Source organism: Methanolobus sp. WCC5 (genome assembly GCF_045690325.1).
Classification (GTDB): Archaea; Halobacteriota; Methanosarcinia; order Methanosarcinales; family Methanosarcinaceae; genus Methanolobus.
This window is the reverse complement of record NZ_CP146981.1, coordinates 523,912-549,011: the sequence shown is the minus strand read 5'-3', so window position 1 is coordinate 549,011 and position 25,100 is coordinate 523,912. Positions and strand designations below refer to the sequence as shown.

General features: G+C 42.6%; 22 protein-coding genes. 8 read left to right on the top strand and 14 right to left on the bottom strand.

Going from position 1 to position 25,100, the window contains the following annotated elements; genetic code table 11:
* Nucleotides 1–41: 41 nt before the first annotated feature.
* The 5 genes from V7O64_RS02600 to V7O64_RS02580 form a co-directional block, all read right to left on the bottom strand.
* The gene (locus V7O64_RS02600; RefSeq protein WP_407356479.1) at nucleotides 42–656 is read right to left on the bottom strand and encodes an ABC transporter ATP-binding protein; all 615 of its coding nucleotides are present in this window, start codon (nucleotides 654–656) and stop codon (nucleotides 42–44) included.
* Nucleotides 646–1,623: an oligopeptide/dipeptide ABC transporter ATP-binding protein gene (locus tag V7O64_RS02595; RefSeq protein WP_407356478.1), complete on the bottom strand. Its 978-nt coding sequence runs from the start codon at nucleotides 1,621–1,623 to the stop codon at nucleotides 646–648. The genes V7O64_RS02600 and V7O64_RS02595 overlap by 11 nt, the downstream gene beginning before the upstream one ends.
* Nucleotides 1,624–1,685: 62 nt before the next feature.
* Nucleotides 1,686–2,543, bottom strand: a complete 858-nt coding sequence (locus V7O64_RS02590; protein ID WP_407356477.1) for an ABC transporter permease — start codon at nucleotides 2,541–2,543, stop codon at nucleotides 1,686–1,688.
* Nucleotides 2,540–3,529, bottom strand: a complete 990-nt coding sequence (locus V7O64_RS02585) for an ABC transporter permease (RefSeq protein ID WP_407356476.1) — start codon at nucleotides 3,527–3,529, stop codon at nucleotides 2,540–2,542. Before V7O64_RS02585 ends, V7O64_RS02590 begins: the two co-directional genes overlap by 4 nt.
* Nucleotides 3,530–3,659: 130 nt before the next feature.
* Complete coding sequence (locus V7O64_RS02580) at nucleotides 3,660–5,285, bottom strand: ABC transporter substrate-binding protein (RefSeq protein ID WP_407356475.1); 1,626 nt, start codon at nucleotides 5,283–5,285, stop codon at nucleotides 3,660–3,662.
* A gap of 319 nt (nucleotides 5,286–5,604) precedes the next feature.
* On the opposite strand from V7O64_RS02580, the gene nudC reads away from it, so the two are divergent.
* Together nudC and V7O64_RS02570 are read left to right on the top strand one after the other, a co-directional pair.
* Nucleotides 5,605–6,468: an NAD(+) diphosphatase gene (gene nudC / locus V7O64_RS02575; protein ID WP_407356474.1), complete on the top strand. Its 864-nt coding sequence runs from the start codon at nucleotides 5,605–5,607 to the stop codon at nucleotides 6,466–6,468.
* A gap of 243 nt (nucleotides 6,469–6,711) precedes the next feature.
* Nucleotides 6,712–8,604: a DUF2341 domain-containing protein gene (locus tag V7O64_RS02570; RefSeq protein WP_407356473.1), complete on the top strand. Its 1,893-nt coding sequence runs from the start codon at nucleotides 6,712–6,714 to the stop codon at nucleotides 8,602–8,604.
* Nucleotides 8,605–8,613: 9 nt separating this feature from the next.
* On the opposite strand, the gene V7O64_RS02565 is transcribed toward V7O64_RS02570, so the two are convergent.
* From V7O64_RS02565 to V7O64_RS02555, 3 genes are read right to left on the bottom strand one after another with little or no spacing between them, the layout of a single operon-like run.
* Entirely contained in the window at nucleotides 8,614–10,275 is a 1,662-nt protein-coding gene (locus V7O64_RS02565) for an AMP-binding protein (protein WP_407356472.1), read from the bottom strand.
* A gap of 18 nt (nucleotides 10,276–10,293) precedes the next feature.
* Complete coding sequence (locus tag V7O64_RS02560; RefSeq protein WP_407356471.1) at nucleotides 10,294–10,710, bottom strand: acyl-CoA thioesterase; 417 nt, start codon at nucleotides 10,708–10,710, stop codon at nucleotides 10,294–10,296.
* An 8-nt stretch (nucleotides 10,711–10,718) separates the two neighbouring features.
* Nucleotides 10,719–11,297 (bottom strand): helix-turn-helix domain-containing protein, encoded by a 579-nt coding sequence (locus V7O64_RS02555; RefSeq protein ID WP_407356470.1) that lies wholly within the window; start codon nucleotides 11,295–11,297, stop codon nucleotides 10,719–10,721.
* A gap of 1,481 nt (nucleotides 11,298–12,778) precedes the next feature.
* On the opposite strand from V7O64_RS02555, the gene V7O64_RS02550 reads away from it, so the two are divergent.
* A complete protein-coding gene (locus tag V7O64_RS02550; RefSeq protein WP_407356469.1) occupies nucleotides 12,779–14,713 on the top strand; it encodes a hydantoinase/oxoprolinase family protein in 1,935 nt (644 codons plus the stop codon).
* Here the strand turns inward: V7O64_RS02550 and V7O64_RS02545 are convergent.
* On the bottom strand, nucleotides 14,691–17,354 hold the full coding sequence (locus V7O64_RS02545; RefSeq protein ID WP_407356468.1) for an ATP-binding protein: 2,664 nt from the start codon (nucleotides 17,352–17,354) through the stop codon (nucleotides 14,691–14,693). The two genes, V7O64_RS02550 and V7O64_RS02545, sit on opposite strands and share 23 nt — an antisense overlap.
* 392 nt (nucleotides 17,355–17,746) lie before the next feature.
* Between V7O64_RS02545 and V7O64_RS02540 the strand changes: the two genes are divergently transcribed.
* Nucleotides 17,747–18,481 carry an SIR2 family NAD-dependent protein deacylase gene (locus V7O64_RS02540; protein ID WP_407356467.1) on the top strand — a complete coding sequence of 245 codons (735 nt, stop codon included), beginning with the start codon at nucleotides 17,747–17,749 and terminating at the stop codon, nucleotides 18,479–18,481.
* A 156-nt stretch (nucleotides 18,482–18,637) separates the two neighbouring features.
* Here V7O64_RS02540 and V7O64_RS02535 read toward each other — a convergent pair whose 3' ends face one another.
* Together V7O64_RS02535 and V7O64_RS02530 are read right to left on the bottom strand one after the other, a co-directional pair.
* Nucleotides 18,638–19,339, bottom strand: a complete 702-nt coding sequence (locus V7O64_RS02535; protein WP_407356466.1) for a pirin family protein — start codon at nucleotides 19,337–19,339, stop codon at nucleotides 18,638–18,640.
* A gap of 242 nt (nucleotides 19,340–19,581) precedes the next feature.
* The gene (locus tag V7O64_RS02530) at nucleotides 19,582–20,085 is read right to left on the bottom strand and encodes an Hsp20/alpha crystallin family protein (RefSeq protein ID WP_407356465.1); all 504 of its coding nucleotides are present in this window, start codon (nucleotides 20,083–20,085) and stop codon (nucleotides 19,582–19,584) included.
* Between the two features lie 241 nt (nucleotides 20,086–20,326).
* Between V7O64_RS02530 and V7O64_RS02525 the strand changes: the two genes are divergently transcribed.
* Nucleotides 20,327–21,589 carry a diaminopimelate decarboxylase gene (locus V7O64_RS02525; protein WP_407356464.1) on the top strand — a complete coding sequence of 421 codons (1,263 nt, stop codon included), beginning with the start codon at nucleotides 20,327–20,329 and terminating at the stop codon, nucleotides 21,587–21,589.
* Between the two features lie 201 nt (nucleotides 21,590–21,790).
* Complete coding sequence (locus V7O64_RS02520) at nucleotides 21,791–22,180, top strand: secondary thiamine-phosphate synthase enzyme YjbQ (RefSeq protein WP_407356463.1); 390 nt, start codon at nucleotides 21,791–21,793, stop codon at nucleotides 22,178–22,180.
* Nucleotides 22,181–22,223: 43 nt separating this feature from the next.
* Here the strand turns inward: V7O64_RS02520 and V7O64_RS02515 are convergent, their stop codons facing one another.
* Both V7O64_RS02515 and V7O64_RS02510 read right to left on the bottom strand, forming a co-directional pair.
* On the bottom strand, nucleotides 22,224–22,406 hold the full coding sequence (locus V7O64_RS02515) for a helix-turn-helix domain-containing protein (RefSeq protein ID WP_407356462.1): 183 nt from the start codon (nucleotides 22,404–22,406) through the stop codon (nucleotides 22,224–22,226).
* A gap of 193 nt (nucleotides 22,407–22,599) precedes the next feature.
* Entirely contained in the window at nucleotides 22,600–23,016 is a 417-nt protein-coding gene (locus tag V7O64_RS02510) for an HIT family protein (protein ID WP_407357369.1), read from the bottom strand.
* Nucleotides 23,017–23,305: 289 nt separating this feature from the next.
* On the opposite strand from V7O64_RS02510, the gene V7O64_RS02505 reads away from it, so the two are divergent.
* Both V7O64_RS02505 and sfsA read left to right on the top strand, forming a co-directional pair.
* Nucleotides 23,306–23,893, top strand: a complete 588-nt coding sequence (locus tag V7O64_RS02505; RefSeq protein WP_407356461.1) for a hypothetical protein — start codon at nucleotides 23,306–23,308, stop codon at nucleotides 23,891–23,893.
* A gap of 109 nt (nucleotides 23,894–24,002) precedes the next feature.
* Nucleotides 24,003–24,767, top strand: a complete 765-nt coding sequence (sfsA, locus tag V7O64_RS02500; protein WP_407356460.1) for a DNA/RNA nuclease SfsA — start codon at nucleotides 24,003–24,005, stop codon at nucleotides 24,765–24,767.
* A gap of 25 nt (nucleotides 24,768–24,792) precedes the next feature.
* Here the strand turns inward: sfsA and V7O64_RS02495 are convergent, their stop codons facing one another.
* Nucleotides 24,793–24,969, bottom strand: coding sequence for a 4Fe-4S binding protein (locus tag V7O64_RS02495; protein ID WP_407356459.1), 177 nt, complete (start codon nucleotides 24,967–24,969; stop codon nucleotides 24,793–24,795).
* Between the last annotated feature and the right edge of the window lie 131 nt (nucleotides 24,970–25,100).

The window sequence follows — 25,100 nt, the reverse complement described above, 5'->3', positions numbered from 1 at the left end:
GACATGTCCATTTTAAATATAATTTTTCTTTTCATATCCGGTCAGGACCTTCCATTGATATGAGATATATCTACCACTTCCTGGCATATTTTTGCCATCAGTTTTTTATCGTGGCTAACAACCAGAACACCGATATTTAGCTCATCAACGATATCCAGAATGCTTTCCCATATCTGGACTTGTGTGATGGCATCCACCATTGTAGTTATCTCATCAGCTATAAGGAAGCTGGTTTTTGGGCTCAGCGCCCTTGCCAGTGCAAATCGCTGCAACTCTCCGCCGGAAAGCTCATTAGGCCACCTGTCAAGCCAGCTCTTCTTTATTCCAAAGGAGTTCAGGATATCTTGCGAGACAACGTGTCCCTCATTCAGGATATCTCTCATTTTCCATCTTGGGTTTACAGCTTTTTCCGGGTGCTGGAATATAAGCTGGACGGGATTATATGCATTTGAAGGTATTTTCTTCCCATCCAGACTGACGCTTCCCTGGTAATTTCTTTCATATCCTGCAAGTATCTTGCATAAGGTGGATTTGCCACTTCCACTATCTCCCGCAAGTCCCAGTATCTCCCCACTACCTAAAGATATGTCCACATCCTTTAATATCGGATTGCTTTTTTTGTATCCAAAACCTATGTTCTCACCTTTAAGATACATTATTGCACCTCACCATTCCTCCATTGATTCTTTTTATCTGTGGGACTCCTTTTGAACAGATATCGCTCCTGATAGAGCATCGTTGATAAAAAACACAACCTCCGTTAAGTTCATCCTGTATGGGCTGATGGCCTTCTATTGCCTTGAATCTGTTTCGGGGAAGTGCATTCCATAAGGCACGTGTATATTGATGCCTTAAATACTCTCCATCATTTGTAAAATCTTCTATTTTAGCTTCTTCCAGTATCGTACCGGCATAGAATATTGCAATCCTGTCAGATATTTTCAATGCAGCTTCTATATCATGGGTTATCAGGATCACTGCACTTCCCTTTTTTGCCATGTCCCTGAAGTACCCAAGGGTCTCATTCAAATTCCTTTCATCTAAGCCAGGGGTCGGTTCATCTGCAATTATAAGCTTTGCAGAATTCATTAATGCAGTAGAGACAAGAACTCTTCTGGCCATACCGCCTGATAATTCATGGGGGAGCATTTTTTCAACATCTGATTTCAGGTCGTATCTCTGAAATATATCCCTCTGCCGGTTCTTCATTTCTTCTCTATCTCTCTTTTCAACACTTCCTATTACCTGGCTGGAAACCCTCATTAAAGGGTCCAGGTATGTTGTCGATTGAGGTATAAGGACAATTTCTTTCCCTCTGAGTTCTTCTTTTCTTTTCTGGGTAAGGTTCTGGCCATTATACTCCATATTACCTGAAACTGACGCATTTGAAGGCAAAATACCCAGAATAGCATGTGCCAGAAGACTTTTCCCGGAACCGCTTGAACCCACAACAGCCAGAACCTCACCGCTGTATGCTTCCAGGCTCATATTAGAAATGATCTTTAGTTCTGTTTGCCGGAGTCCGGAAGCATATTGAAAGAAAGAAAGTGAAAAATCCCTGACCTTTAACAGAGCCTCAGTTCTCTTTCCCTTTTCAGTAGTTGTTTTTGCTTGATCGTTCATTCTCCACCTTTTTAATTGGATGCTTTTATTCTCTTATCATGAACCGAATAATACAGAATCGTCTATTCATGCGCTTTTCTTGGATCCATCAGCTTTCCAAGGTTCTCTCCTATCACATCAACTGCCAGCACTATAATTAACAGTGACAGCCCCGGGAAGAAAGCAAGCCACCAGTATCCTGCTGCAAGATATCTCATAGATTCTGCAAGGATTATACCAATTGCCGGCTCGTGCGGCGAAAGCCCAAAGCCCAGGAAAGTAACAGATGCCTCATGCAAAATAGCATGTGGGAATATCAATATCATACCCAGCAAGAACTGGGGGATCAGGTGAGGCAGGATGTGTCTTATGGCTATCCACCAGCCTGGCTTTCCAAAATTGCGGGATATATGAATATAGTCCTGGGTTTTTATCTGCTTGACCTCTGCTCTTACAACCCTTGTCAGACTTGTCCAATGACTTAAACCCACTCCTGCTATTACTCCGGTTGCTCCTCCACCTAATCCTATTGAAATGAGGATTATCAAAAGAAGATGTGGTATCGAAAGGAACAGGTCTACCAGCCAGGAGACGAAGGAATCAGCTGTTTTACCTATACTTGAAAGCAAACCCAGAAATACACTCACCAGAGTGCTGATAACAGAAGCGAACGCCCCCACAGTGATGCTCAGGCCCAGCCCGATGATAGTTCTTGTGAACATATCCCTTCCCATCCAGTCAGTACCGAATGGATGCTGAAGGGAAGGAGCAAGGTTTCTGGAATCGAAATTCGTGGATAATGCACTGTTGTCTATATAGAGGCTGGAGAATAGTACCGTAAGCAGCAATAAGGACATGAGGCTTATTAGCAGAATAGTCTTCTGCCTTAAGTTCAGCCCTCTGATCAATCCTTTTCTTTCCACTTTAACAACAGTGCTCATGTTTTCATCTCCTGTTGTTTTATCCTGGGATCTACGAATTCATATATGATATCCGCGATGAGGTTACCTATGAAGACAAACAAAGTGCTTATTATAACAATTCCTAAAAGCAGAGGCACATCAGATCTTAAACCAGCTTCCACTGCAGCCCTCCCAAGCCCGGGATAAGAAAATACCTGTTCAACAAGGACAGCTCCCCCGAACAATTCACTGAATCCTAAAAACTGCAGTGTGATGGCCGGAAGTGCTACGTTTCTAACTCCATGTCTTAATACCAGGCTAAGTCCGCTTTCACCCCTTGCTTTTGCAAACAATACATAATCACTTGACATGACCTCTATTAGTTTTTCACGTGTGAACATTGCAATTGTTGCAACTCCCAGCAAGCTCAGGGTTATTGCAGGAAGGATCAGATGCTTCATACGATCCAGGAAAGTCACATCTTCATTTGTAATACCCAGTGGTACACCCAATCCTATAGGGAACCATCCAAGGTATACTGAAAATACAAGCAACATTATCAGTGCCAGCCAGAATGTGGGGGTAGCAAGCAAAATATAACAATAGGTCTTTATTGCTTTATCGATCCAGGTACCGCTCTTCATTCCGGCTGCTATTCCCAGGATAAAACCTAGTATACCGGACAGGAGCCAGGCTGAGGCCATCAGGGCAAGAGAAGCTGTAAATCGTTCCTTGATCACATCGCTTACGGGCATTCTGTATATGAGCGAATCCCCTAGATCTCCTTTAAGGATGCTTCCAACCCAGTTAAAGTATTTTTCCCGGGCAGGAGTATTAACTCCCCAATACTCTTCCAATATTACTTTTTGTTCCGGTGTGATGCTCATTGCTCCGATATAAACTTTAACAGGATCTATTGGCGCCTGTTCAACAAGCCAAAAGCTGGCAATGGAAACTATTACTAAAAGGAAAATTAGCTTGATAGCCTTTTTTCCAATGAAGACTCCGAATTTTTTGTTTTTCACTTTAATTTTCCTCCCATATGCACCATTTTATTATTCTTGCATCCGTCACATCCATAATTTCCAGAACATAGTGCAATTCAGGTAAAAAAACAGGCTGAGGATAGAAATCCCCAGCTTTATGAGAAATGCATTAGTTTTCTGTACGCTTCCACTCCAGGATGTTCCCGAAGATATTGCCACCATGGGGTTGTATTAAGGGAGTTGCGATGTCCAGGTCCTCATCCATTATGTACAGATGATTTATGGTTGCCATCCAAAGCCATGGAGAATCGCCTTTTTGGGAATATCCGGTTTCTCCGTTCCATGCAGCCAGCTGCCAGTATTCAATAGAAGTGTCCTCATTGGGGCTGGTTATTGCTTTTTTCAGGTAACCATCCACTATAGGGTTGCTGTATCTTATCATGTTATTCCAGTTTGAAGGATCATGGCTCTCGCTATGGTACCTTAGGTATACATCAGTAGGATCTATGGAACCATATTTAAAAACAACAGGAGTTGACATAGCTAAGTTCTGGATCTTATCCCAGCTGGCTCCCTCTATTTTTATGCTTATACCCATTCTTTTTGCCTGTTCGGATACTGCAACAGCCAATGCCTGCCTGTCCTGTGCATTGGCAGCATACAGCAAAGTAAATTCAGCTTTCACACCGTTCTTCTCAACTATGCCATCACCGTCAGTGTCTACCCAGCCGGCTTCATTTAAGATGCTCTTTGCTTCATCAAGTCTGTTATCTCTAAAGAGAGCTTCCTCGTTTACCCAGGGCAGCTTATCAACGCCTGTAAATTCCGCTTCTCCCTGGCCATTTAAGGCCCCATCGACCAGAGACTGCCTGTCAATACCGATATTCAAAGCTTTTCTTATTGCTATTTCAGATGTCACATCGTTCCCGACCGGATAGCCATCCCCGGTCTTTTCACCGGTATCCGGTTCAACCGGTAAGGTGATACCACAAGCATCAATGGAAGGAATGGATAATATTTTCATATCTTTTACATTTTGACCTGCATATGTTGCTGGAATTTCAGCTATGTCTATCTGTCCTGACTTCGCAGCGGCAAAAGCAGCATCTCCCTCCATGTAAACAATAGTCAGTTTCTTGAAATAGGGTTCCTGGCCATAATAATCGGGGTTTGCTTCAAATATTACCTGCTGACCCTTATCCCATTGTTTGAATACGTATGGGCCGGAACCTATCGGGTTTTGACCATAGCTTTCAGTGTAGGCATGTTCAGGAACGACCCCAACTCCAATAAGCTTGTTAATGAATGTGGATTGTGTTTCATGTAGTTTGAATTCAATTGTATCATCATCAATGGCTGTAGCTTTTTCCATCATGCTCAGGTCTATTAAGCCAGCAGATCTTGCTGCTTTGTTGAATGTGAAAGCTACATCTTTAGCTGTTAACGGCACACCATCGTGGAACTTAACTCCGTTCCTTATATTCACAGTCCATGTCAACCCGTCTTCACTGATCGTGTGATCAGTAGCCAGATCATTTATAACATCTGTATTGCTATCCCTTTTAAAAAGGGTACTCTGAACCAGAGGTTCGTGGTTGTGACCCCAGCCAGTAATTGGATTAAAACCATCTTCTGGCTCTCCGCCATGGGTTCCTACAGCTGCTACCAGTTCATCTGATGCTGTATTGCTGTTTGAGTTTGTGTTTTTTTCTTCGGAGCTGTCAGCACATCCGGAAACTGCAACTAATCCTATCAACAGTATTCCGACCAATAAAATACCTAATGACCTTTTCATCTGAAACCCTCTTATTCATTCATCATCATTTTTTGAATACGATCTTTTTCTATGATATGAATAGTTGTAATATTAAAGTTACAAAAAGATATGTATTAACTATAAGTTAAGCATATCGTGTTAGTACAGTAGAATATTAATTTACTATATATTACTTTTGTATCTACTCGTATTACTAGCAAAATTAAAAAAGACTTATTACCCATGCTTAATAGACTATTTAGTTAGATGAATAGAGTTGATGCTTTATATTTTAGATAAATACGCATAAAATGTGTAGGTAATATTGATTAATAAGTCCTTACAATACCTTCAGTGAATGAATAAAAGAAACAAAAACGAAGAATTAATTTTTATGCCGCTTGTCATTGCTCCGCAAAAAAAAGATAATAAAAGAAGCTATTGTTTCGCATTTAAGGATCGCGAGCTATTATTGTTTAATGAGAATTGTGATCTCAGGCTGCCTTCCTTTGAAGAAATTGAGAATTTAAAGTTCGATGTCCTCCGTACTCAGTATTTAGGTGAACTTAATGACATTTCCTGTTATTCCATGGAACTGGACACCCGGAATACCGACTGCAGTTTTGAAGTGCCGCCTGCTGGCTTCAGGTTTGTGGGCCTCAGGGAACTTGGCGGTCTGATTGAAGAGCCACTTGCCATGCTGGCAGCTAAGGCAGTGCATATCATGGAGTGGGACAGGAATACTTTGTTCTGTGGTAGATGTGGTTCAGCTACCTCATTTAAAGAGGATGAAAGAGCAAAGCAGTGTTCGGATTGTGGTTTTGTTTCATTTCCCAGGATATCACCTGCAATAATCGTGCTCATAGAAAAGGAAGACAAGGTACTCCTTGCACGCTCTCCTGAGTTCCGGCCCGGCATGTACAGTATCATAGCAGGTTTTGTGGAGCCCGGTGAATCCATTGAACAGGCAGTTGTAAGGGAGGTCCGGGAGGAAGTGGGGATATCAATAAAGAACCTCAGGTATTTTGGAAGCCAGCCATGGCCGTATCCGGATTCTCTCATGATAGGGTTCACCGCAGAATTTGCAGAAGGTGAGATAGAGGTTGATGGTGTTGAGATCGAGGATGCAGCCTGGTTTGGCAGGGATGATATTCCCTTTGTTCCGGGAAAAACAAGCATATCAGGCCAGCTGATTGGATATTTCATTGACAGGCACTCATAGTCTGCAGATTTTGATATTTATTTTTTCATCATTTTTCCCATTTTATTGCATCCAGGTACTAAAATTTCACTTCTGATAGATATAAGAAGATTTAGTGCATAATATTTATAGTAAGTATTGTTTATAGTATGAGATAAGATATCAAATATTACTACTTAAGGTAACTAAAGGCAGGTGTGAGGATTGGTATTTAAAAAATTCATCCGGGTTACGTTGTTATTGCTGCTTGTTTGTGCCTTTTTTATGCAAACAGGTGCTGCATTGACATATTCCGGTGGCGGGGAGTGGAACTATTCCGAAGAGATATATATAAGGGAAAATTCAGGCAGCAGTCTGGTGAATTACCAGATACCTGTTGTCCTTAACAGTTCGAACTTCGACTTTTCCCTTGCTATGGATAAAGGCCATGACATACGCTTCACATCCGGTGAGCGGCAGCTTCAGCACTGGATAGAGGAATGGGATGCAAAAGGAAAAAAGGCAACCGTTTGGGTAAAGATCCCCACAATTGCACCGCAAAGCACTGTCAAAATAACGATGCACTATGGAAATCCGGATGCAACTGACGTTAGCAGTGGTTCTTCTACCTTTGATTTCTACGATGATTTCAGTGGATCCGGCTTATTTGGTAAATGGGAATCATTTACAAACGGTGGCGGTGAGATAAAGGTTGCTGCAGGTATATGCGATCTCATCGTTCCCAAATTCCATCCGGAAGATGTTGTGGTAATCAAATCCAAGGAAGTTTTTCCGGTCAATTCCATGTTTGTCACAAGAAGACAGAAAGTAACCACCGGCACTGACAGCCGCGGTCCTGTCCTGACCCAGGGTTTTGTGAATCCCCAGAAGGAGACCAGGGATCAGGTATTGACAGTGACCGAGCTTGAGAATGAATCAAAGGTTACCTGGGTCCTTGTGAATTCCAAAAGTTCTGTACGCTATTTCCCAAAGGACCTTACAAATGTCAATGTGGCAGAAGGTAATTGGTACACCCTTGGTGTTGCGTGGTATATGGAAGATGAGCTTGGAAAGATAGCCTGGTACAAAAATGGTGAGAGAGACAGCAGAATGGACCTTGAGGCAACAGAGGAGAATGATCACATACCTCTCACAGACATGAAAGTGTATCTTTCGGCAAACACCTATTCCGATGTCTCTGACAATACCGGATATGCAGCCTTTGATTATGCATATGTACGTAAATTCCTGTCAAAAGAACCGACTGTAATGCTTGCAACAGCTATAGCTGCTGATCAGGATCAGAACGAAGTATCAGAACCTGCCAGGATAAACATAACTCCTGCAAGTGGCCTGATGACTGCCATTCGTATATTCGACATCGCAGATTATGAGGAAGCCGACATATCCGGGTTTAAAGATAGCGGGGTCAATACCCTCATGCTGCTTACAGATGGTGATAATATCTGGAGCATGGAAAGGTTTGTCAAAACAGCCCGTGACAATGACATGCAGGTGTATGCAATGATCTTCAACGATCCGAAAAGTCATTCCGATGAGGAGAACGCCGAATATGTCAGGAATGTTCTTGCAAAGGTCCTTGATTATAACAGCAAGTCACTTTCTCCCTTTGATGGTGTGGACATTGCCCTTGACCCCTGCAGTGAGGACATCACAGAAGCCTGTGACCTGAACCTTCTCCTTCTGGATGATGTACGGGAGATGACAGGGAATGAACTTCCTGTAGCTTTTGACATTCCAGCTTCATATTCTCTGTCCGATGTATCTATTGTTTCTGAGAATTCAGACCTAATAATCCTTCAGACATATACTCATGGCAACACCTATCCCAAAACCAGGGGCGTTATTATAGATTCTGTGGCGTCCCGGATGGGTGAGATCCGTGCCTCGGGTGCAAAGGCGCTTATCGGCATAGCAGTAAATGAGGATTTTCTCACCGATACCGATGTGCAGAGCCTCCTTGTGCAACTGCAGGACTATTATGCTGATGACACCGCATTCCTGGGTATTTCACTGGTAGTCTATGAAGACTATCTGGAATACAGCACTGTTCCTGAAATACCGGCAGAAAGTCAAAGCAAGGGAATACCCGGATTCACAGGTCTTGTTGCAGTTGCCTGCCTGCTTGCAGTCTCATTCCGGCAGAAAAAGAGATGATGTGAGAGATCACATCATCATGTTATTTTCTTCTTTTCTCTTTTCCAGAAGCTCAACTGCCAGGTCCCTTAACTTGAACTTCTGTACTTTTCCACTTGCAGTGAGAGGATATTCCTCAACAAAGAAAACATGTTTTGGAACCTTGTAACGTGCGATCCTGGAGAGGCTGAAATCCCTTACATCTTCTTCGGTAAGGTTCACACCGTCACCAGGGATGACAAAGGCTGCCACGATCTCACCGTATTTCTCATCAGGGATGCCCACAACCTGTGCGCTCTTAATGCCAGGCATTGTGAACAGGAATTCCTCTATCTCCCTAGGATAGATATTCTCGCCACCACGTATGATCATGTCCTTTATACGGCCGGTTATCCGGTAATATCCGTCCTCATCAACCGTTGCAAGATCACCACTGTGCAGCCATCCATCCTTATCAATTGCCTTTGATGTCATTTCCGGCATCCTGTAATACCCTTTCATGACGTTGTAACCACGGCAGCATATCTCACCCTGTACGTTGGGACCTACAGTTTCCCCGGTTTCGGGATCGATTATCTTCACTTCTATTTCCGGCATGGCAGTTCCTACGGTACTGACACGGCGTTGGATAGCATCATCGGTACTTGTCTGGGTAAAGACAGGTGACGCTTCGGTGAGTCCGTAAGCTATGGTAATGTCTTTGCAGTTCATTTCGTTGATAACGCGCTTCATGGCTTCGATAGGACATGGTGAGCCTGCCATGATACCGGTTCTCAGTGAGGAAAGGTCGAACATCCTGAACATAGGGTGGCTGAACTCTGCTATGAACATGGTGGGTACACCGTAAAGGGCTGTACATTTTTCCTTCTGCACAGCGGCCAGCACCATTAAGGGATCGAAAAGCTCCAGCATCACAAGCGTGCCACCGTGTGTAAGGGTTGCAAGTACCCCAAGCACAATTCCAAAACAGTGGAATAGAGGAACCGGGAGGCACAATCTGTCTTCTCCGGTGAATTTCTGTCTCTCTCCTATGTAGTATCCGTTGTTCAGGATATTATAGTGAGTCAGCATGACACCTTTGGGAAAACCGGTTGTTCCTGATGTGTACTGCATGTTGATGACATCGTGAGCATCAAGGCTTTTCATTATCTTATGGATCTCTTCGTCACTGCTTTGCTGTCCCAGCAGGAAGAGTTCGCGGGTATTGTACATACCTCTGTGTTTTTCCTGGCCGATGAAGATCACGTTCTTAAGATGCGGGAAATTCCCGCTCCTGAGGTTTCCGCGGCCCTGTGTCTTAAGTTCGGGAACAAGCTCATAGATCGTCTCTATGTAACTGACATCCCTGAAACCATCGATAATTGCAATTGCCTTAAGGTCGGCCTGCTTCATCACATACTCGACCTCATGTATCTTGTAGGCCGTATTGACGGTTACCAGAACTGCGCCGATCTTTGATGTCGCAAACATGAAGGTAAGCCAGTCAGGTACGTTCGTTGCCCATATTCCTACATGGTCCCCTTTTCCGATTCCTATCTCCAGCAGGCCTTTGGCCAGCATGTTGACACGCTCATCAAATTCCCTGTAGGTCAGCCTGAAGTCCCTGTCAGGATAGACCACAAACTCCTTTTCAGGGTCTTTCATTACCTGTTTCTCGAAAAAATCACCAATTGTATCATCTGTAAAAGGCATGTTTATATCTCCTTAGTATCATTTACAACTGTTATTCTCTTGCTGAAAGTGTTTTTCAAGTTCCTTTCTTATGTCATCGGGTATCGGCACAGATCTTTTATTGATAAAGTCATAATGAACAATGGTGGACCTGCCAATAGCCCCGATCTTTCCTTTCTGCCAGGCTTCCTGGGTAACCGTGAACGAGGAATTTCCGATCCTTGATATATAGGTGATTATATCCACATCCGTACCGTAGAACATCTCGCCGACATAATCATATTCTGTCCTTGCCATAATGAGCTTCCATTTCTCAAAGCTCAGGTCAAGGTCCGGGGTGAACAGCCTGAACACGGGATTGCGTGCCTGCTCGAACCATATTGCAATGGCGATGTTGTTGGCATGCTTAAGCCCGTCGATATCCCCGAATCTGGGAGTAACAGTTGTTTTGAACATGTCGATCATTAATAAGGCGCATATACGACTGCCAGTATCTTTGCATCCTCTGTTCCTGCTGCATGGACATGATGAGGGATAACGGAATCATAATAGATACTGTCTCCTGCTGCAAGTGTGAAGCTGTCTTTTCCATAAAGTATCACTATCTGGCCGCTGAGAACGTAAATGAATTCCTCACCTTCGTGGGAAGATTGTTTTTTCTCTCCGGGGCCTGGAGGGTGAACGTCAATAAGGAATGGTTCCATGTGCCTGTCAGCCTTGTCAGCCGCAAGTGATGAAAAGTCCAGTGTGCTTTTTTCGCATGTGTCACAGTTGCCTGAGAATCTCACCATGTTCTTTGAGCTGCCCTCCCTGACAACCACAGGACCTGTGTGAGGAGCATCATCCAGAAAAGTGCCCAGGCGAACACCCAGCGTTCTGGCTATCTGCATGAGTGGTGTTAATGAAGGAACAAGTGCCCCGTTCTCAAGCTGTTTTACAAGCTCGGTACTGGTATTGCTGTTTCCCGCCAGTTCTTCAACAGACATTTTCTGTGTCTCACGTATCTGGCGTATTTTGCTGCCCAATATGTTCTTTTCTGACATTGCGATTCCTCTTATTGCTTTTATCAAGATCGTGTCTAATGCTTAGGGTATTTTCAGTTAAAAATGTATTCTTACAGTAGTATTTTGACTATGGGTAAGATGTAAATGAATATCGGATAACTAAGGAAGGAACACACCGTATTAAAGTCATTCGATTTAATTTAATCATACAGTGAGCACTAAATGGGACTATCCCGGGCATGTATCAGAACAAAATCGATCTTGAAAGAACATAACATTATGAAAAGAACAGAACAGGATGGAAAGAACAGAACAGGATGTTCAGTAAGGGCTAAGCATAAGACAAAGAAAGAGGGGATGTGGCGCTGAACTTATGTGTTCAGCGCCTTTACTCAATAACCCGCCCCAGCCCAACTCAAGAATTAACATTAGTAACTTTGCTTCGACATAGATATAAAGAGGTATGAAACATTGTTTAGGAATATTTTATTACAAATGCCTGGGCAGATGACAACAACTAATATCTCAACCTTCCTTTGCTCTCCGTTTTTTCATAATGCTCATACTAGCACATTGCGGGCAATAGTAAAAGATGTAATACCTGCCAGCTTTTTGTTCTTTTCACGTGTTACTGCAATGTATGCGGAAAATTTTGGACCCCAATCCCATTTTCACTTAATCCTGCAACATTAAAAAATCTAATCTTGCGGTGTTCTTCTCTGTCCAGTATCCGCATGCATCGCAAAACTGTATGCCCTTTGAATTATCGGTATGTAATCTGCCAGTACATGCAGGACATTTTGTTAGTAACCCCGTTTTTTCCATTTTTATTTCCCCTGTAAGAATCGTTTTTACCAAATCGGTTAATTGAAATAGAAAGATGGTGAACACTACCTGAATAGCACCACCCTTCTATTTTCGGCTCTCCACAAGCCTTATAGTGAGTCCACTCCCTGGTTTTGGGTCCCTTATCTACCTCTGCTCTTAATACCCTTAATTTAAAACCCCCGTTTCAATCTCCAGAGTATTTAAGAGCGGGAATTTACTTCCCACCTCTACATGAGAGTCCTGACGTATATAGTTAATTGCTTGAATTAAATTATACATTGTTAAATTTTAACGCCATTAAAATTTCAAATAGCACTGTGTTTCATTTAGGTTTGTTTCATTTAATTCATGATGCTGATTTACAAGATGGTTTATATTCTGATGACAGTGAATAAGACCTGTTCGATTCTGGTGGTTTGATTCTGTGGTTTGATTCTGTGGTTTGATTCTGGTGGTTTTACACTGGCTTTGTGTGTCTGTGAGGTTATGAGCATCTTTTGGGAATTAAATGGAATTGGAAATATTGTGCCCGGGAAATTCAAAGAAACACGACAAGATGAGTAACGCCACTATTCACCTTTAAAAGAGTATACAGCATTTCAAAATAAATTGAAACCGCTACGTTTAAATATACTGTAAGCATTGTAGAAAAAAAGTAATTCAATTAATTTTAAAACGCGTGGTGATGTACAATGCACTATGGTCTTGGTATTGATGCAGGTGGTACCTATACGGATGCAGTACTCATAAGGGGATCAGATGGTATGGTTGTGGATTCAAAAAAGACGTTCACGACATATCCTGACCTGCAGGAAGGTATAAAGAATGTACTTGATTCCCTTGATCAGGAACTTCTGAAAAATGTGAATCTTGTGTCCGTATCAACTACACTTTCAACCAATTCACTGCTTGAGGGTACAGGAACGGATGTGGCTCTTATAATCGTTGGAGAACAACCTGCACAGACAGAGTTTCCATCACAGTACACTTTGTGTGTTGCAGGTGGTCATGACACCCGGGGTGATGAGGCCTGTGAACTTGACCTTAGTTCTGTTGAGGACTTTATTACCAGGACAAAGAACAAGGTATCAGCATATGCTGTTTCGGCATATTTCGGAGTCCGAAACCCTGAGCATGAATTGAAGGTAAAGGACCTCATAAAGGAAATGACCGCAATGCCGGTAGTATGCGGACATGAACTGTCCCAGGAACTGGGTGCGTATGAAAGGGCCGTAACTGCGGTCCTTAATGCACAGCTGATACCCATTACATACCAATTTGTGAATTCTGTTGTGAATGATATAGGATCCAGGGGGATCGATGCACGCCTTTTGATGCTCAAATGTGATGGCTCTGTCTACAACATAAAAGATGCTCTGGAGCGCCCCATCGAAACAATTTTTTCCGGCCCGGCTGCCAGCCTCCTTGGTGCATCCTACCTGGCAAAGATGGACACCTGTGCTGTGATAGATATCGGCGGTACCAGCACTGATGTTTCCATGCTTAGCAGTGGTGTCCCGGAAATAAGCTCTTCCGGTGCAGTGGTAGGAGGCTGGAAGACACGTGTCAGGGCCATGAAGATGGAAACCTCTGCAACAGGTGGGGACAGCCACATCTGGATCAGCGAGGATCGTGTGAGGATCGGGCCCAGACGGGTAATCCCCCTCTGCGTTGCAGCGAAGATGTATCCTGATCTCATTAACACACTGAAAAGAAGCAGGGTGGTTTCCAGGGGTCTTATGGATGAGAACATGCAGCCAACAAAGTTCTTTGTCAGGACAGCTTATGAATCATCAGTTATAGATGATACGGAAAGCAGCGTACTCTCCTGCATAGGAAAGGAACCGGTATCATCTGCAGGAATATCTGCTGCACTGAACAGGAACGCATCAACAAAGGTACTGGACTCCCTGCAGAAGAAGAGACTTATACAGGGTATTGGTTTTACGCCAACGGATGCGCTGCACGTGCTGGGCATTTACACAAAATGGGATGTGAATGCAGCTGAGATAGGAGCAATGAACCTTGCAAGATATACAGGTAAAGGAAAATATGATTTCTGCACTCATGTGAAGGAGCTTGTAGCAAAGAACATGGCCGCAGACCTGATGTCATATATCCTCCCCCATCACCCCGAAGAGATGATATCAGACCTTTTAAGCCACCAGTATCCGGCCAGGTTTAAAGTAGAGCTGCCGGTTGTATTGCTGGGAGGACCGGCCAGTGCATATGACAGTGAGCTCAGGTCCCTTATCGAGGCAGATGTGCTGGTACCGGAGTTCGCAGATGTGGGAAATGCCGTGGGAGCCCTTGCAGGCAAAGGAGTAAAGAGAATAGAGATATCGATAATGCCGGCTTCCATCGAGAGCCCTGATGAGGATTTCCTGGTGTTCTCACCCCTTGGAAGAGAACGGTTCAAAGGGTATGGTGATGCAGTTGAATTTGCAACAAGGCTTGGAACCGAGCTTGTCCTGGATTATGAGATGCGCTGCGGTATACTGAAAGAGGATACAAGGGTTACTGTGTCCAGGAAGACCATATCACCTGACAACTGGTCCCATCCTCCTCTGGAGACGCGTGTGATAGTCGTTGGCATAGGGAACCCTATGATGATACTGAAAGACTAGGATCTGCCTGTTTCTGGAGTGCGGGAAGTGTTATGTGAACTTTTGTTCCCACTCCTTCCTCACTCTCTATCCAGAGTTTTCCTCCATGATCTTCAGCTATCCTTTTACAGATATTCAGACCAATACCTGCCCCTCCGTATTTGCGTGACAGGGAACCGTCAAGCTGGTGAAAACTATCAAATGTCTTCATTATCTTTGGCTCCGGGATTCCTATCCCCGTATCTTCTACAATGATATGGATCATATCTTCTTCATTATAACCGCAAATACAGATCCTTCCTCCTGATGGTGTGAATTTGAACGCATTATCAATAAGGTGGATAAACATCTCAGTAAGATAGTTCGGGTCACCGTTTACAAAGTTCAGGTCATCGGACAGAATGCTGCTGACGATCAGTTTTTTATCTGTGTTTTCCATCTCAACTAGCGACAGTGCCTTGTCTATGACAGGTTTTACTTTAAGACTGACAATATCGTATCTGTATTTCTTTGCTTCCAGAGAGCTCATGAACAACAGTGAGTCAATAAGGCGTTTCAATTGTCCCGCATTACAATTGACTACGTCCATTGCTCTTTTCTGTTCCTTGCTGAGAGGGCCCAATATTTCGTCCCCTACCAGCTCACTGAATCCCATAATTGAAATGAGTGGTGTTTTCAGTTCATGGCTTATGGTTGAGAGGAAATTGTTCTTCAGCTCATCAAGGGAATGCAGTTCTTCGTTTGCCCTGGAAAGTTCTTCATTTATATCCATTAGTTTTCGGTTATACTCCCTGAGCTCATCTTCCCAGCGTTTGAGCAATATTATTCTTCCCATCATCTGTATAATGAGACTAAGTTGTCTGGCATCAGAAAAGCTGTATTCACTATCCTTATTCGCAACAATCACAAATCCCGCTGTCTTATTTTCGCTCAGGATCGGCACAGCAAGGTAAGAATCAATGGAGAGCTTTCTGAATAATGCAAACCCGGGTGATTGATCTGTATTTTGTGACTCATCGAAGAACACAGGTTTTCTACCTTCCCGTAAAGTCAGCCATAGATCCGAACTTTGGATCAAGGAAATAAATATCTCTTCATTTATCTTGCTTCGTGTAAAGAGGTCTGCAGGATATGTGTCTGCAATGAACCTCTGTTCTTGCTCATTGAAAAATGCAAGAATACCGATGTTACTTTTTGTCAGTTCCATCCCTTCTTCCAGTGCGAAGGATTTTATCTGTTCAGTGGAAAGAATGTTCATCTGGCTTAGTTCATACAGGCTCTCAAGACATGATTCATCAATTTTTAGCGCTTCTTCTGTCCGCTTAAGAACTGTCAGGTCATTCAGGATTAAAACAATGTTATTATTTGTTCTTGTGAAGTAGAATGCTATCTGCTTTTCTGTTCCGTCTTTACATATAACGCTCCGTTCGCTAAATCCTGTATCTTTATGTTCTAAAAAGTGTGCCCATTCATCAAAGGCCTCTTTCCTGTGCTGGCTGTCGGGATAGAATAGTTCCCACCATTCTTTGATCGTTGGCATGTCCTTTGAAGTATACCCAAACATTTCAGTGAATTTCTTATTCCAGTATTCAAAATGACCATTTGAATTCATTATGCAGATCGGCAAAGGGGAATTATCGATAAGCTTCTTGAAATTCTCCTCTTTTTCCCTGAGGGCTCTTTCTGTAGCCCTTATTTCAGTGATATCGTGGGCAATTTCAAGACGTGCTTCACAGTCGTTTGTCCATTTGATTGACCTTACAGAGATAATATAATCACGACATGTAAGAGGGTTGTGATATTCACATTTTTGAATCTTGCTGTGATCATTTTTGTTGTGATCATTAACAAGCGTCACGTCTGTACAAAAACAACATGGTTCATCAAATCCATATATTATTTTGTAACATTTATTACCGATTACGTTTTCATTGAACTTCGTGTTCAGGTATTTATTGACGTAAAGTATTTTGTGGGTGCAAATGTCAGATACGCAGATGGGATCATCTATACTGTCAAAAACAGACAATAATTGTCCTCTTTCCAGTTCCAGCTCCTCTGCTATCGCTTTTTTTCTAAAGGCCATACCAAGTATGTTTGAGAAAGTCTTCAACACCTCAATATCATTCAGGCTCCATTCCCTTGTTTCTTCAACATTGTCAAACCCGATAAATCCTGCAGGTTCACCTTCTATCTTAAAGGGAAGAACAATGAGTGACTTAATTTCCTGTTTTTCAAGTAATGCTTTTTCAGCTTCAGCCTCGTGTGGAAGTTCATTCAGTTCCCTGATACGGATAAGTTTGTCATTATAGGTCTTTTTCATCCACCAGGCATACTCAGAGCTTGGGATCGATTGCAAATTATGTTTTTGTGGTCTGACCCCTTCAGCACACCATTCATGTGTATTGTCCATAATTTTTCCATGATCACGCAATTTGAATACATAGGCTCTGTCAGCATCACATAGTTGTCCAAGCAATGCAAGTGACTCTTCTATCTTATCATCCGGATCATCTGAAAATGCAAGAAGAGATGAAATTTGCGACAATGTGTTCTCTATCCTGTATTTTATCTCAAGGGTTTCATGGTTTTCCCTGTTCTTTTTTATCTCGGTTTCAAGATCCTTCTTCAAACCTGTCACTTTCATGTTGTAGGATAGCATAGAAATGATAAGCAATACAAGGATAAACAGCCACGAAAGTTGTTGCTCTCCTTCCAGCATATATATGTGGAACAGGATTATGAAAATGAGTATAAATAAGAAAAGAAATACAGATAATAACTTGAGTCTCATTTTCTTATCCATTATACCACATGTTCAAATGTATAAAGTCAGGTACTACTTCATCCTGACAGTAAAGCAGGTAATAGCAGTCAATCTGGAAATAATTGCATATATATCTATTTTTTTCATCGTGATTTAATAATAATGATCGTTATTTTTTATTTAAAGCATGATGTCCGGCATAAAAGGCATTAACGATATATGTATTTTTTCTCATTCTTTCAGATACGGGAGAAAAACAATATAAGCATGGGATCTAACATACAGATATGCAAAGACTGGCCGAGCTGATAGAAAGATCCTCTTATTGTGTAATCCTGAGCGGAGCCGGCATCTCAACTTTTTCAGGTATACCTGATTTCCGCGGCAGTAACGGCCTATACACAAAATATGATCCCGACAGGATATTTGACATCGAATACTTCCACAAGGATCCATCCTACTTTTATACACATGCAAAGGAACTGATATATGATCTGGATACAAAAGTACCCAATCTGATCCATCATACACTGTCCCTTCTTGAAAAAAAAGGATATATCAAGGCTGTCATTACCCAGAACATTGATCTGCTTCATCAGCGGGCAGGTTCTGTCAATGTTATAGAGGTGCACGGCTCACCTGAAAATCACAGGTGTCTTTCGTGCAAATATAATTATTCCTATGAACATATTTGTGAGATGCTAAAAAAGGTTCCTGTTCCATTCTGTACTGAATGTGGCGGTCTGATCAAACCTGATATCGTGTTTTTCGGGGAAATGCTTGATCAGGATGCATTTACAAGAGCTGTGGATTCAAGTTCACAGGCTGATCTGTTCATTGTTATTGGTTCATCCCTTGTGGTGCAACCTGCAGCAACCCTTCCACTTTATTCTTTAAAAGCCGGGGGCAGGCTGGTGATCATTAATAATATGCCAACACCTCTGGATAAATATGCATACCTGAAATATGAAGAACTTGGCAGTATTTTCAATTACCTTTCAGATCATTTTAAAGAGAGATAGTACTTCTTAAGAACCTCTTTTTGCTGATCGGACAGGTGATACCGGTGTAATCCTCCGATGACTCCCTTCCAGTACATAGAGTTTATTGAGGCAGGAAGTTTCATTTCGTTGAGTACTGTTCCAGACAGTTGCGATATACCCGGCATCATCACATTTTCAGGAGTTGCTTGCAGCATCTACAAGGATGAACAGGGCATCACTATCGGCCTGCACAACAATTGTTTCATTCTGGTTCAGGCGAGCCTGGTCAAATTGTTCTATTTTCTGGCCGCAGACGGTCAGCTCCCCTTCCAGCATGTAAATGAGCACGAACCTGGACAGGTCGGTCAGAAGATCAACGATCTCTCCTTTATTGATCCTTGACAGGTAGACCGTTCCATTGGCACGCATCTTTAATGCATCTGAAAACCCCTGTCCAGATGCAAGTGGGATAAGACCCTTCTTACCATCATCAACGACAAAGTGTTTTTGCCTGAAGGCGGGTTCCATGCCTTTCCTTAATGGTTCTATCCATACCCTGCAAAAATGTGCATCTTTTTCCCCAGGGTTACTTCCTGAAATGCAAACCCCTTCCCCTGCAGAAAGTACCTGCACATCCCCGGCTTTTAGCAGTTCTTTTGTCCCTGTAGTATCCTCCAGGGTCAGTTCTCCGTCAAACACAATGATAACTATCTCCTTGTCACTAACAGATTCCATCTTGAGTGCTTTTCCGGCTTTCAGTACCTCATCGTTGAATACCTTAATGTCCCCGAAATGCGTATTTTTCATGTCCAGATAATCCGAATAGGACAAAAGCCAGTAACTGTGCTGGGATTCGTTCTCCACAAGATGTCTTTGGTCTGATTTTATTACGGTCATAATGCTCATCCTAGGTTTACGTTTAATCTGGCACTGGGAGTTTAAGTATTTGACTGTCATTCATGCTTTGGAATGTGGTCACTTGTAGTTCTGCCGGATCCTTCTCTGATCTTCTATTGAATACTATTGATCTATTGTATTCTATAATGCAGCTTAAAAGCAAACAAAAACAGAAGCTGAATATGTAAAAAAGCTATATTCAGGCTTTTCTGAAATATCCCTGTATAAAAAAACCATGCCGCTTATTCTGTTTCAGCGGCAAGTTCGAAAGTAAGTTCAAGCACACCATTAGTGTAGCTTGTGATCATACTGTCCGGATCTACTTTGCAGGGAAGTTCTATCACTCTGGAATAACCGGTGCCGGGAGTGATAACGGTAATTTCGACATGGGATCCATATGCGTGATATTCCACCTGTTCCTCTTCAACGCCAAGATCGGCCAGCATGAGGACCTTGTTATCAGTTTCAAAGATATCTATGAAAGGTTCCTGTTTGAACAGGTAGAAATCCCCTTCACTCTCTTCTTCATATTCCAGGGGTTCTGTCTCTTTCTGGCTCTTAAAGTCAAAGACCACAGGCTTTTTCCCGGGCTGACCGATTATAGTAAAACCACTGATAAGCGGTTTACCACCGTTCTTAGTAATGCTGTTGGAGAACATCTTCATAATATGTTCTATCAGCTCATCAATGCTTGTAATCCTGTCATGCGAATCATCATCACCGGAGTAATGATCCTTGTCGTTCATTTTTATATCCTCTTTTCACAACTCAGGTATTCTTAAACTGTCCTTTTAGTATCTACTACCATAACCCCTGATTGTTCTATATTATACGAACAAGTCATATATATACTATGCGTTCTAAAAAACGGTTGACTGTGGAGCAGGTGGTATTAGGTCATATGTCTTTCTTCCAATCAACTATTTATCTGTTAACTGAGATTAAAAGAACCAGACAATAAATAAAGAAAATAAACGAGGGAGACAAATGGTGTCAAAACAACTTCCGTTCACTAAGGAAAAGATCACAGAGATAATCAGGGATAATCCTACCCCTTTCCATATATATGACGAAAAAGGGATAATAGAGAATGCCAGAAAACTTAAAGGCGCTTTCAGTGAGCTAAACGGTTTTAAGGAATACTTTGCCGTAAAGGCCCTGCCCAATCCGTATATCATGAAATTGCTCATGGCTGAAGGATTCGGTGCGGACTGCAGTTCCCTGGCAGAGCTGTTGCTTGCGGAAAAGACCGGTATAGTAGGTGAGAACATAATGTTCAGTTCCAATGATACCCCGGCAGAGGAATTTATCAAAGCCAGGGAACTTGGGGCAATCATAAACCTTGATGATATAAGCCATATCGCATACCTGGAAGAAGTTGCAGGCCTGCCTGAGATCATATGCTGCCGTTACAATCCCGGTCCGCTAAAGGGGGGCAATGCCATCATCGGCAACCCAGAAGAAGCAAAATACGGTTTTACAAGAGAGCAGCTTTTTGAAGGCTATCGCATTATGAAGGACAGGGGCGTGAAAAGGTTTGGCCTGCACACGATGGTGGCTTCCAATGAACTGGACCCCGATTATTTCATAGAGACCGCAAAAATACTGTTCGAGCTGATAGCCCAACTTTCAAGGGAACTGGACATACACTTCGAGTTCGTGAACCTTGGAGGAGGCATAGGCATCCCCTACAGGCCGGAGCAGGAACCTGTGCCATATGATGTTATAGCAAAGGGTGTCAGTGAGGCATATGATGAGATAATCAGGGGCAATGGATTGCATCCCCTTAAGATATTCCTGGAATGCGGCCGGGTCATAACAGGGCCATACGGATATCTTGTAACCACGGTACGCCATCTGAAACATATATATAAGGACTACGTGGGCACTGATGCCTGCATGGCCAATCTCATGCGCCCCGGAATTTATGGTGCATATCATCATATAACCGTGCTTGGAAAGGAGAGCGATGAAGCGACAAAACTCTACGATGTCACCGGTTCACTTTGTGAGAACAATGATAAGTTTGCCATAGACAGGCTTTTACCCGAGGTCACAAGAGGCGATATCCTTGTGATCCACGACACAGGAGCCCACGGACATGCCATGGGTTTCAATTATAACGGCAAGCTCAGGTCTGCAGAGATCCTCCTGAGACCGGATGGCAGTTTCGTGCAGATCAGGCGTGCAGAAACAGTGGATGACTATTTTGCGACACTGGATATGTCCGGACTTTCAGATTTTGAATGAATACTCAGGTATTCATCAGTTTCTTTTTCATTTTAACATTTTCCATCTGTCTTTTCAGTTCCTTTATTGTTTAAAGGGTTGCCTTCATATTGTTTATTTAGTGATTAACGGTTTTTTTTAGTAGAAGGATGGTATATTTACGATATTAGGATATTAGGAATATTACGATATTAGGATATTACGATAATTACAGGGATAATTATGCAGGTACAAACAGAAAAGAGAATCGAACTTATCGATATTACCGGAAGTGTACGCAAATACCTGGCTGACAGCAGGATTGAGAATGGCATCTGCGTAATAAGTACAAAGCATACCACCACTTCCATTATGGTCAATGAGAATGAACAGGGTCTTGTATCTGACATAATGCAATTGCTGGAAAAACTTGTACCGGCACATGCGGGTTACCTGCATGACCGGATCGATAACAATGCAGATGCTCACCTTAAGGCTACACTGCTTGGAAGCAGTGAAACGATTCCTGTGGTCAATGGGGAACTCTTACTTGGCACATGGCAGAGTATCTTTCTTGCAGAATTTGACGGACCCAGGGCAAGAGAGATAAATGTAACGGTTATCGGAAAGTGAAAAAAGAAAGAACAAATAAGATGAAATTAAAAACTGCCCCGGTTTACTCGGAAGGGGCGTAATAGCATCTTTTAGGAGAGCAGACTGCTCCTGTGTCCTTGAGGGTTTTGATTATTTTGCTGACTTCCTTGCTTTCAAGACCTGTTACCTCTGCAATATCTCCGGGTCTGAGCGGTTTTCCTGCATCTTTCAGTGCATCAAGTACTTTCTGTTCATTATCTGCCATTATTTTATCTCCTTTTGGTCATTGTAATTAAAACGGTATTTGCATGAAGTATTTACCTGTGATGTTCAATATGATATGTACCTATGCTATCTACATATGATATTTACATATGCTATTTACATATTATACTTGCATATGATACTTGAGGATCCATGTCAATGATGATCACTCTGCGGGCTGCAATTGCAGGCAATTACTCAAATGATCTCCTTATTGTTTCTGCCAGCTCTGCAAGATTGTCTGTCGGCGGGTGCAATTCTACAATGGTGTGCATGTTGCCTTCACCATCCCCTGCACGTCTTGGAATGATATGAACGTGCACATGCGCTACGGTCTGCCCCGCAATCTCTCCATTGTTCATACCAATGTTCATCCCTTCAAGTCCCAGTGTCTTTTCCAGTTTCTTTGCGATTTTGTTCACTATAAAAAAAAGAGATGCCGCATCTTTTTTCTTCATATCAGTGAATTTTGCGATGTGCTTTTTTGGCAGAACGATGGTATGCCCCTCAGAACTGGGATATATGTCCAGGAACGCGTAAACGAAATCATCTTCATAGACCTTATGGGACGGGATCTCTCCGGCAACGATCTTACAGAACAGGCAATCCATGTTTATCACGCATCTTCCTTTGATGTTTTCAATATTTAATGATTGTTGTTGTCCAGGGTTATGGATAAGACATCAGTACATTTTTCATTTCATGTAAGTAACTGATTTAAACCAGGTGCAACCTATAAGAAAGTACTGCAGTGCCATTTAGTCACTATAACGACCTATCAATGATAATTATCTGTCAATAATAACTATCTGTCAACAATAACCTCCATGATCATCTATCAACATCGATCGTATTCTTTACGGAGTGGCTGTCAATATGAGGATAAGCAAAAACCAAATCATGATATTATCTGCAATCGCTCTGCTCCTTATTCTTTCTATGAGTTTCCTTGATGCTGGTATACGTTCAAGTAGCACCAGTGCGGAGTCATCTGTAAGTGCCTATTCAACTGGCAACCCGGATAATCTTCTGTATAATGATATTATCCTTTATGTACACAGGGAAGAAGCTCTTGATACAAAACTGGAAACTGAACTTGTAGAAGCCTTTGAAGAGAACGGTATTTCAGTGACCCTCAGCGATGAGATAAAAGATGATTATGGTTCACAGTTCGTTTTTGTGAACATCATAGATGTGGCAAGAATGTACACTCCCGTATACTCAAAGTCAGATATAGATATACGCTTTGGTTTTTCCTCATCAGGAAAGACAGAGTATCTGGACATAGAAGGTCAGAATGCAGACAGGACTGTGGTTTTTTCATCGGATGGCATAGATAGCTATCAGTTGCTTATACAGGGGAATATGCACCTGAAAGATGAAACTAAAGGACTTTACACCTACAGGTCATACCAGGATCACATTGCCAGGGAGCTGGCAAACACTGTTGCCTCTGAACTTGCTTCACGCATTAAGGGCGGGGTTTAAAGCATTACAAGGAAAGCACTGCAAACAGAACCATTATCAAAAGCGCAGATCCTTTACCAAAAATACAGATCAGTTACCAAAAACATAAAAGCATTACCGGAAGCATACTATGAATCAAAGGAGCGATCATGATACTGGGATCCTGAAGCCTGTCCTTCACATCTGTACGGATATCGAAGGCAAAGTCATAGAGAGACCTAACAGGTTCCTGGCAATCGTTGAGTTAGAGCTGGATGGTGTAAGGAAGCACGAGAAGGTCCATGTGCATGATCCGGGCAGGCTGACAGACCTGATATATCCCGGTAACCGTGTACTTTTACGCAAAGCAGACAGTACTAAGAGCAAGAACAAGGGCAAAATCAGAAAAACTGGCTGGGATATGATAGCAGCCCGGTTTGCAGAGGACTGGATACTCGTCAACTCCGCATTCCACAGGGAAATATCCGGCTGGGCCATTGAGAACGGGATCATCGGTTTTTTAAGCAATGCGGACAGTATCCTCCCCGAACAGAAATATGGCACAAGCCGGCTTGATTATCTTCTTGAGAAGCAGGGGAGGAAAATATGGATAGAGGTCAAAGGCTGCACGCTGGCAGAGGATGGTGTGGCCACCTTTCCTGATGCACCAACTACCCGTGGAAAACGCCATCTTGAAGAACTGATGCATGTTGTTGACCAGGGAGACGAAGCTGCTGTGATCATGCTGATATTCCGCCCGCAGGCAAAGTGTTTCACTCCAAACCGGAAGATAGACCCTGACTTTTCAGAAACGATGCTCAAAGCCTCTGAAAAAGGAGTAAGGATCTTCCCTCTTCAGTTCAGTTTCAAAGAGAATAATATCTATTACGTTTCAGAGATACCTCTTTGTTTTTGAAAGAACAATAATTACGGACCGGTGTTCAATCAAGTGATATCGCCTCAACCGGGCAAACATCTACGCATTTGCCACATTCAACACATAGTTTCCCGTCAACAACTGCAATACCTTCATCGTCCAGTGAAATTGCTTCCACCGGGCAAGTATCAACACATTGTCCGCATCCTGTACACAGATCCCTGTTAATTATAGCTGCCATGATCTATCTCCTTCTTTTCTCTTTTGCAGAAAACATTGTAATAAGACTTGTGGATTTCTGAATAAATAGTTGTCTGACCCTGAACATCCGAAACACACATTGGAAAACACATTTTAGCAGTAAGGAGTAAA

Bases quoted from the DNA above. Each gene is read 5' to 3' on its own strand.
- V7O64_RS02600 (WP_407356479.1), bottom strand. From the start codon at position 656: ATGTATCTTAAAGGTGAGAACATAGGTTTTGGATACAAAAAAAGCAAT.
- V7O64_RS02595 (WP_407356478.1), bottom strand. From the start codon at position 1,623: ATGAACGATCAAGCAAAAACAACTACTGAAAAGGGAAAGAGAACTGAG.
- V7O64_RS02590 (WP_407356477.1), bottom strand. From the start codon at position 2,543: ATGAGCACTGTTGTTAAAGTGGAAAGAAAAGGATTGATCAGAGGGCTG.
- V7O64_RS02580 (WP_407356475.1), bottom strand. From the start codon at position 5,285: ATGAAAAGGTCATTAGGTATTTTATTGGTCGGAATACTGTTGATAGGA.
- nudC (WP_407356474.1), top strand. From the start codon at position 5,605: ATGAATAAAAGAAACAAAAACGAAGAATTAATTTTTATGCCGCTTGTC.
- V7O64_RS02570 (WP_407356473.1), top strand. From the start codon at position 6,712: ATGCAAACAGGTGCTGCATTGACATATTCCGGTGGCGGGGAGTGGAAC.
- V7O64_RS02565 (WP_407356472.1), bottom strand. From the start codon at position 10,275: ATGCCTTTTACAGATGATACAATTGGTGATTTTTTCGAGAAACAGGTA.
- V7O64_RS02560 (WP_407356471.1), bottom strand. From the start codon at position 10,710: ATGTTCAAAACAACTGTTACTCCCAGATTCGGGGATATCGACGGGCTT.
- V7O64_RS02555 (WP_407356470.1), bottom strand. From the start codon at position 11,297: ATGTCAGAAAAGAACATATTGGGCAGCAAAATACGCCAGATACGTGAG.
- V7O64_RS02550 (WP_407356469.1), top strand. From the start codon at position 12,779: ATGCACTATGGTCTTGGTATTGATGCAGGTGGTACCTATACGGATGCA.
- V7O64_RS02545 (WP_407356468.1), bottom strand. From the start codon at position 17,354: ATGCTATCCTACAACATGAAAGTGACAGGTTTGAAGAAGGATCTTGAA.
- V7O64_RS02540 (WP_407356467.1), top strand. From the start codon at position 17,747: ATGCAAAGACTGGCCGAGCTGATAGAAAGATCCTCTTATTGTGTAATC.
- V7O64_RS02535 (WP_407356466.1), bottom strand. From the start codon at position 19,339: ATGACCGTAATAAAATCAGACCAAAGACATCTTGTGGAGAACGAATCC.
- V7O64_RS02530 (WP_407356465.1), bottom strand. From the start codon at position 20,085: ATGAACGACAAGGATCATTACTCCGGTGATGATGATTCGCATGACAGG.
- V7O64_RS02525 (WP_407356464.1), top strand. From the start codon at position 20,327: ATGGTGTCAAAACAACTTCCGTTCACTAAGGAAAAGATCACAGAGATA.
- V7O64_RS02520 (WP_407356463.1), top strand. From the start codon at position 21,791: ATGCAGGTACAAACAGAAAAGAGAATCGAACTTATCGATATTACCGGA.
- V7O64_RS02515 (WP_407356462.1), bottom strand. From the start codon at position 22,406: ATGGCAGATAATGAACAGAAAGTACTTGATGCACTGAAAGATGCAGGA.
- V7O64_RS02510 (WP_407357369.1), bottom strand. From the start codon at position 23,016: ATGGATTGCCTGTTCTGTAAGATCGTTGCCGGAGAGATCCCGTCCCAT.
- V7O64_RS02505 (WP_407356461.1), top strand. From the start codon at position 23,306: ATGATATTATCTGCAATCGCTCTGCTCCTTATTCTTTCTATGAGTTTC.
- sfsA (WP_407356460.1), top strand. From the start codon at position 24,003: ATGAATCAAAGGAGCGATCATGATACTGGGATCCTGAAGCCTGTCCTT.
- V7O64_RS02495 (WP_407356459.1), bottom strand. From the start codon at position 24,969: ATGGCAGCTATAATTAACAGGGATCTGTGTACAGGATGCGGACAATGT.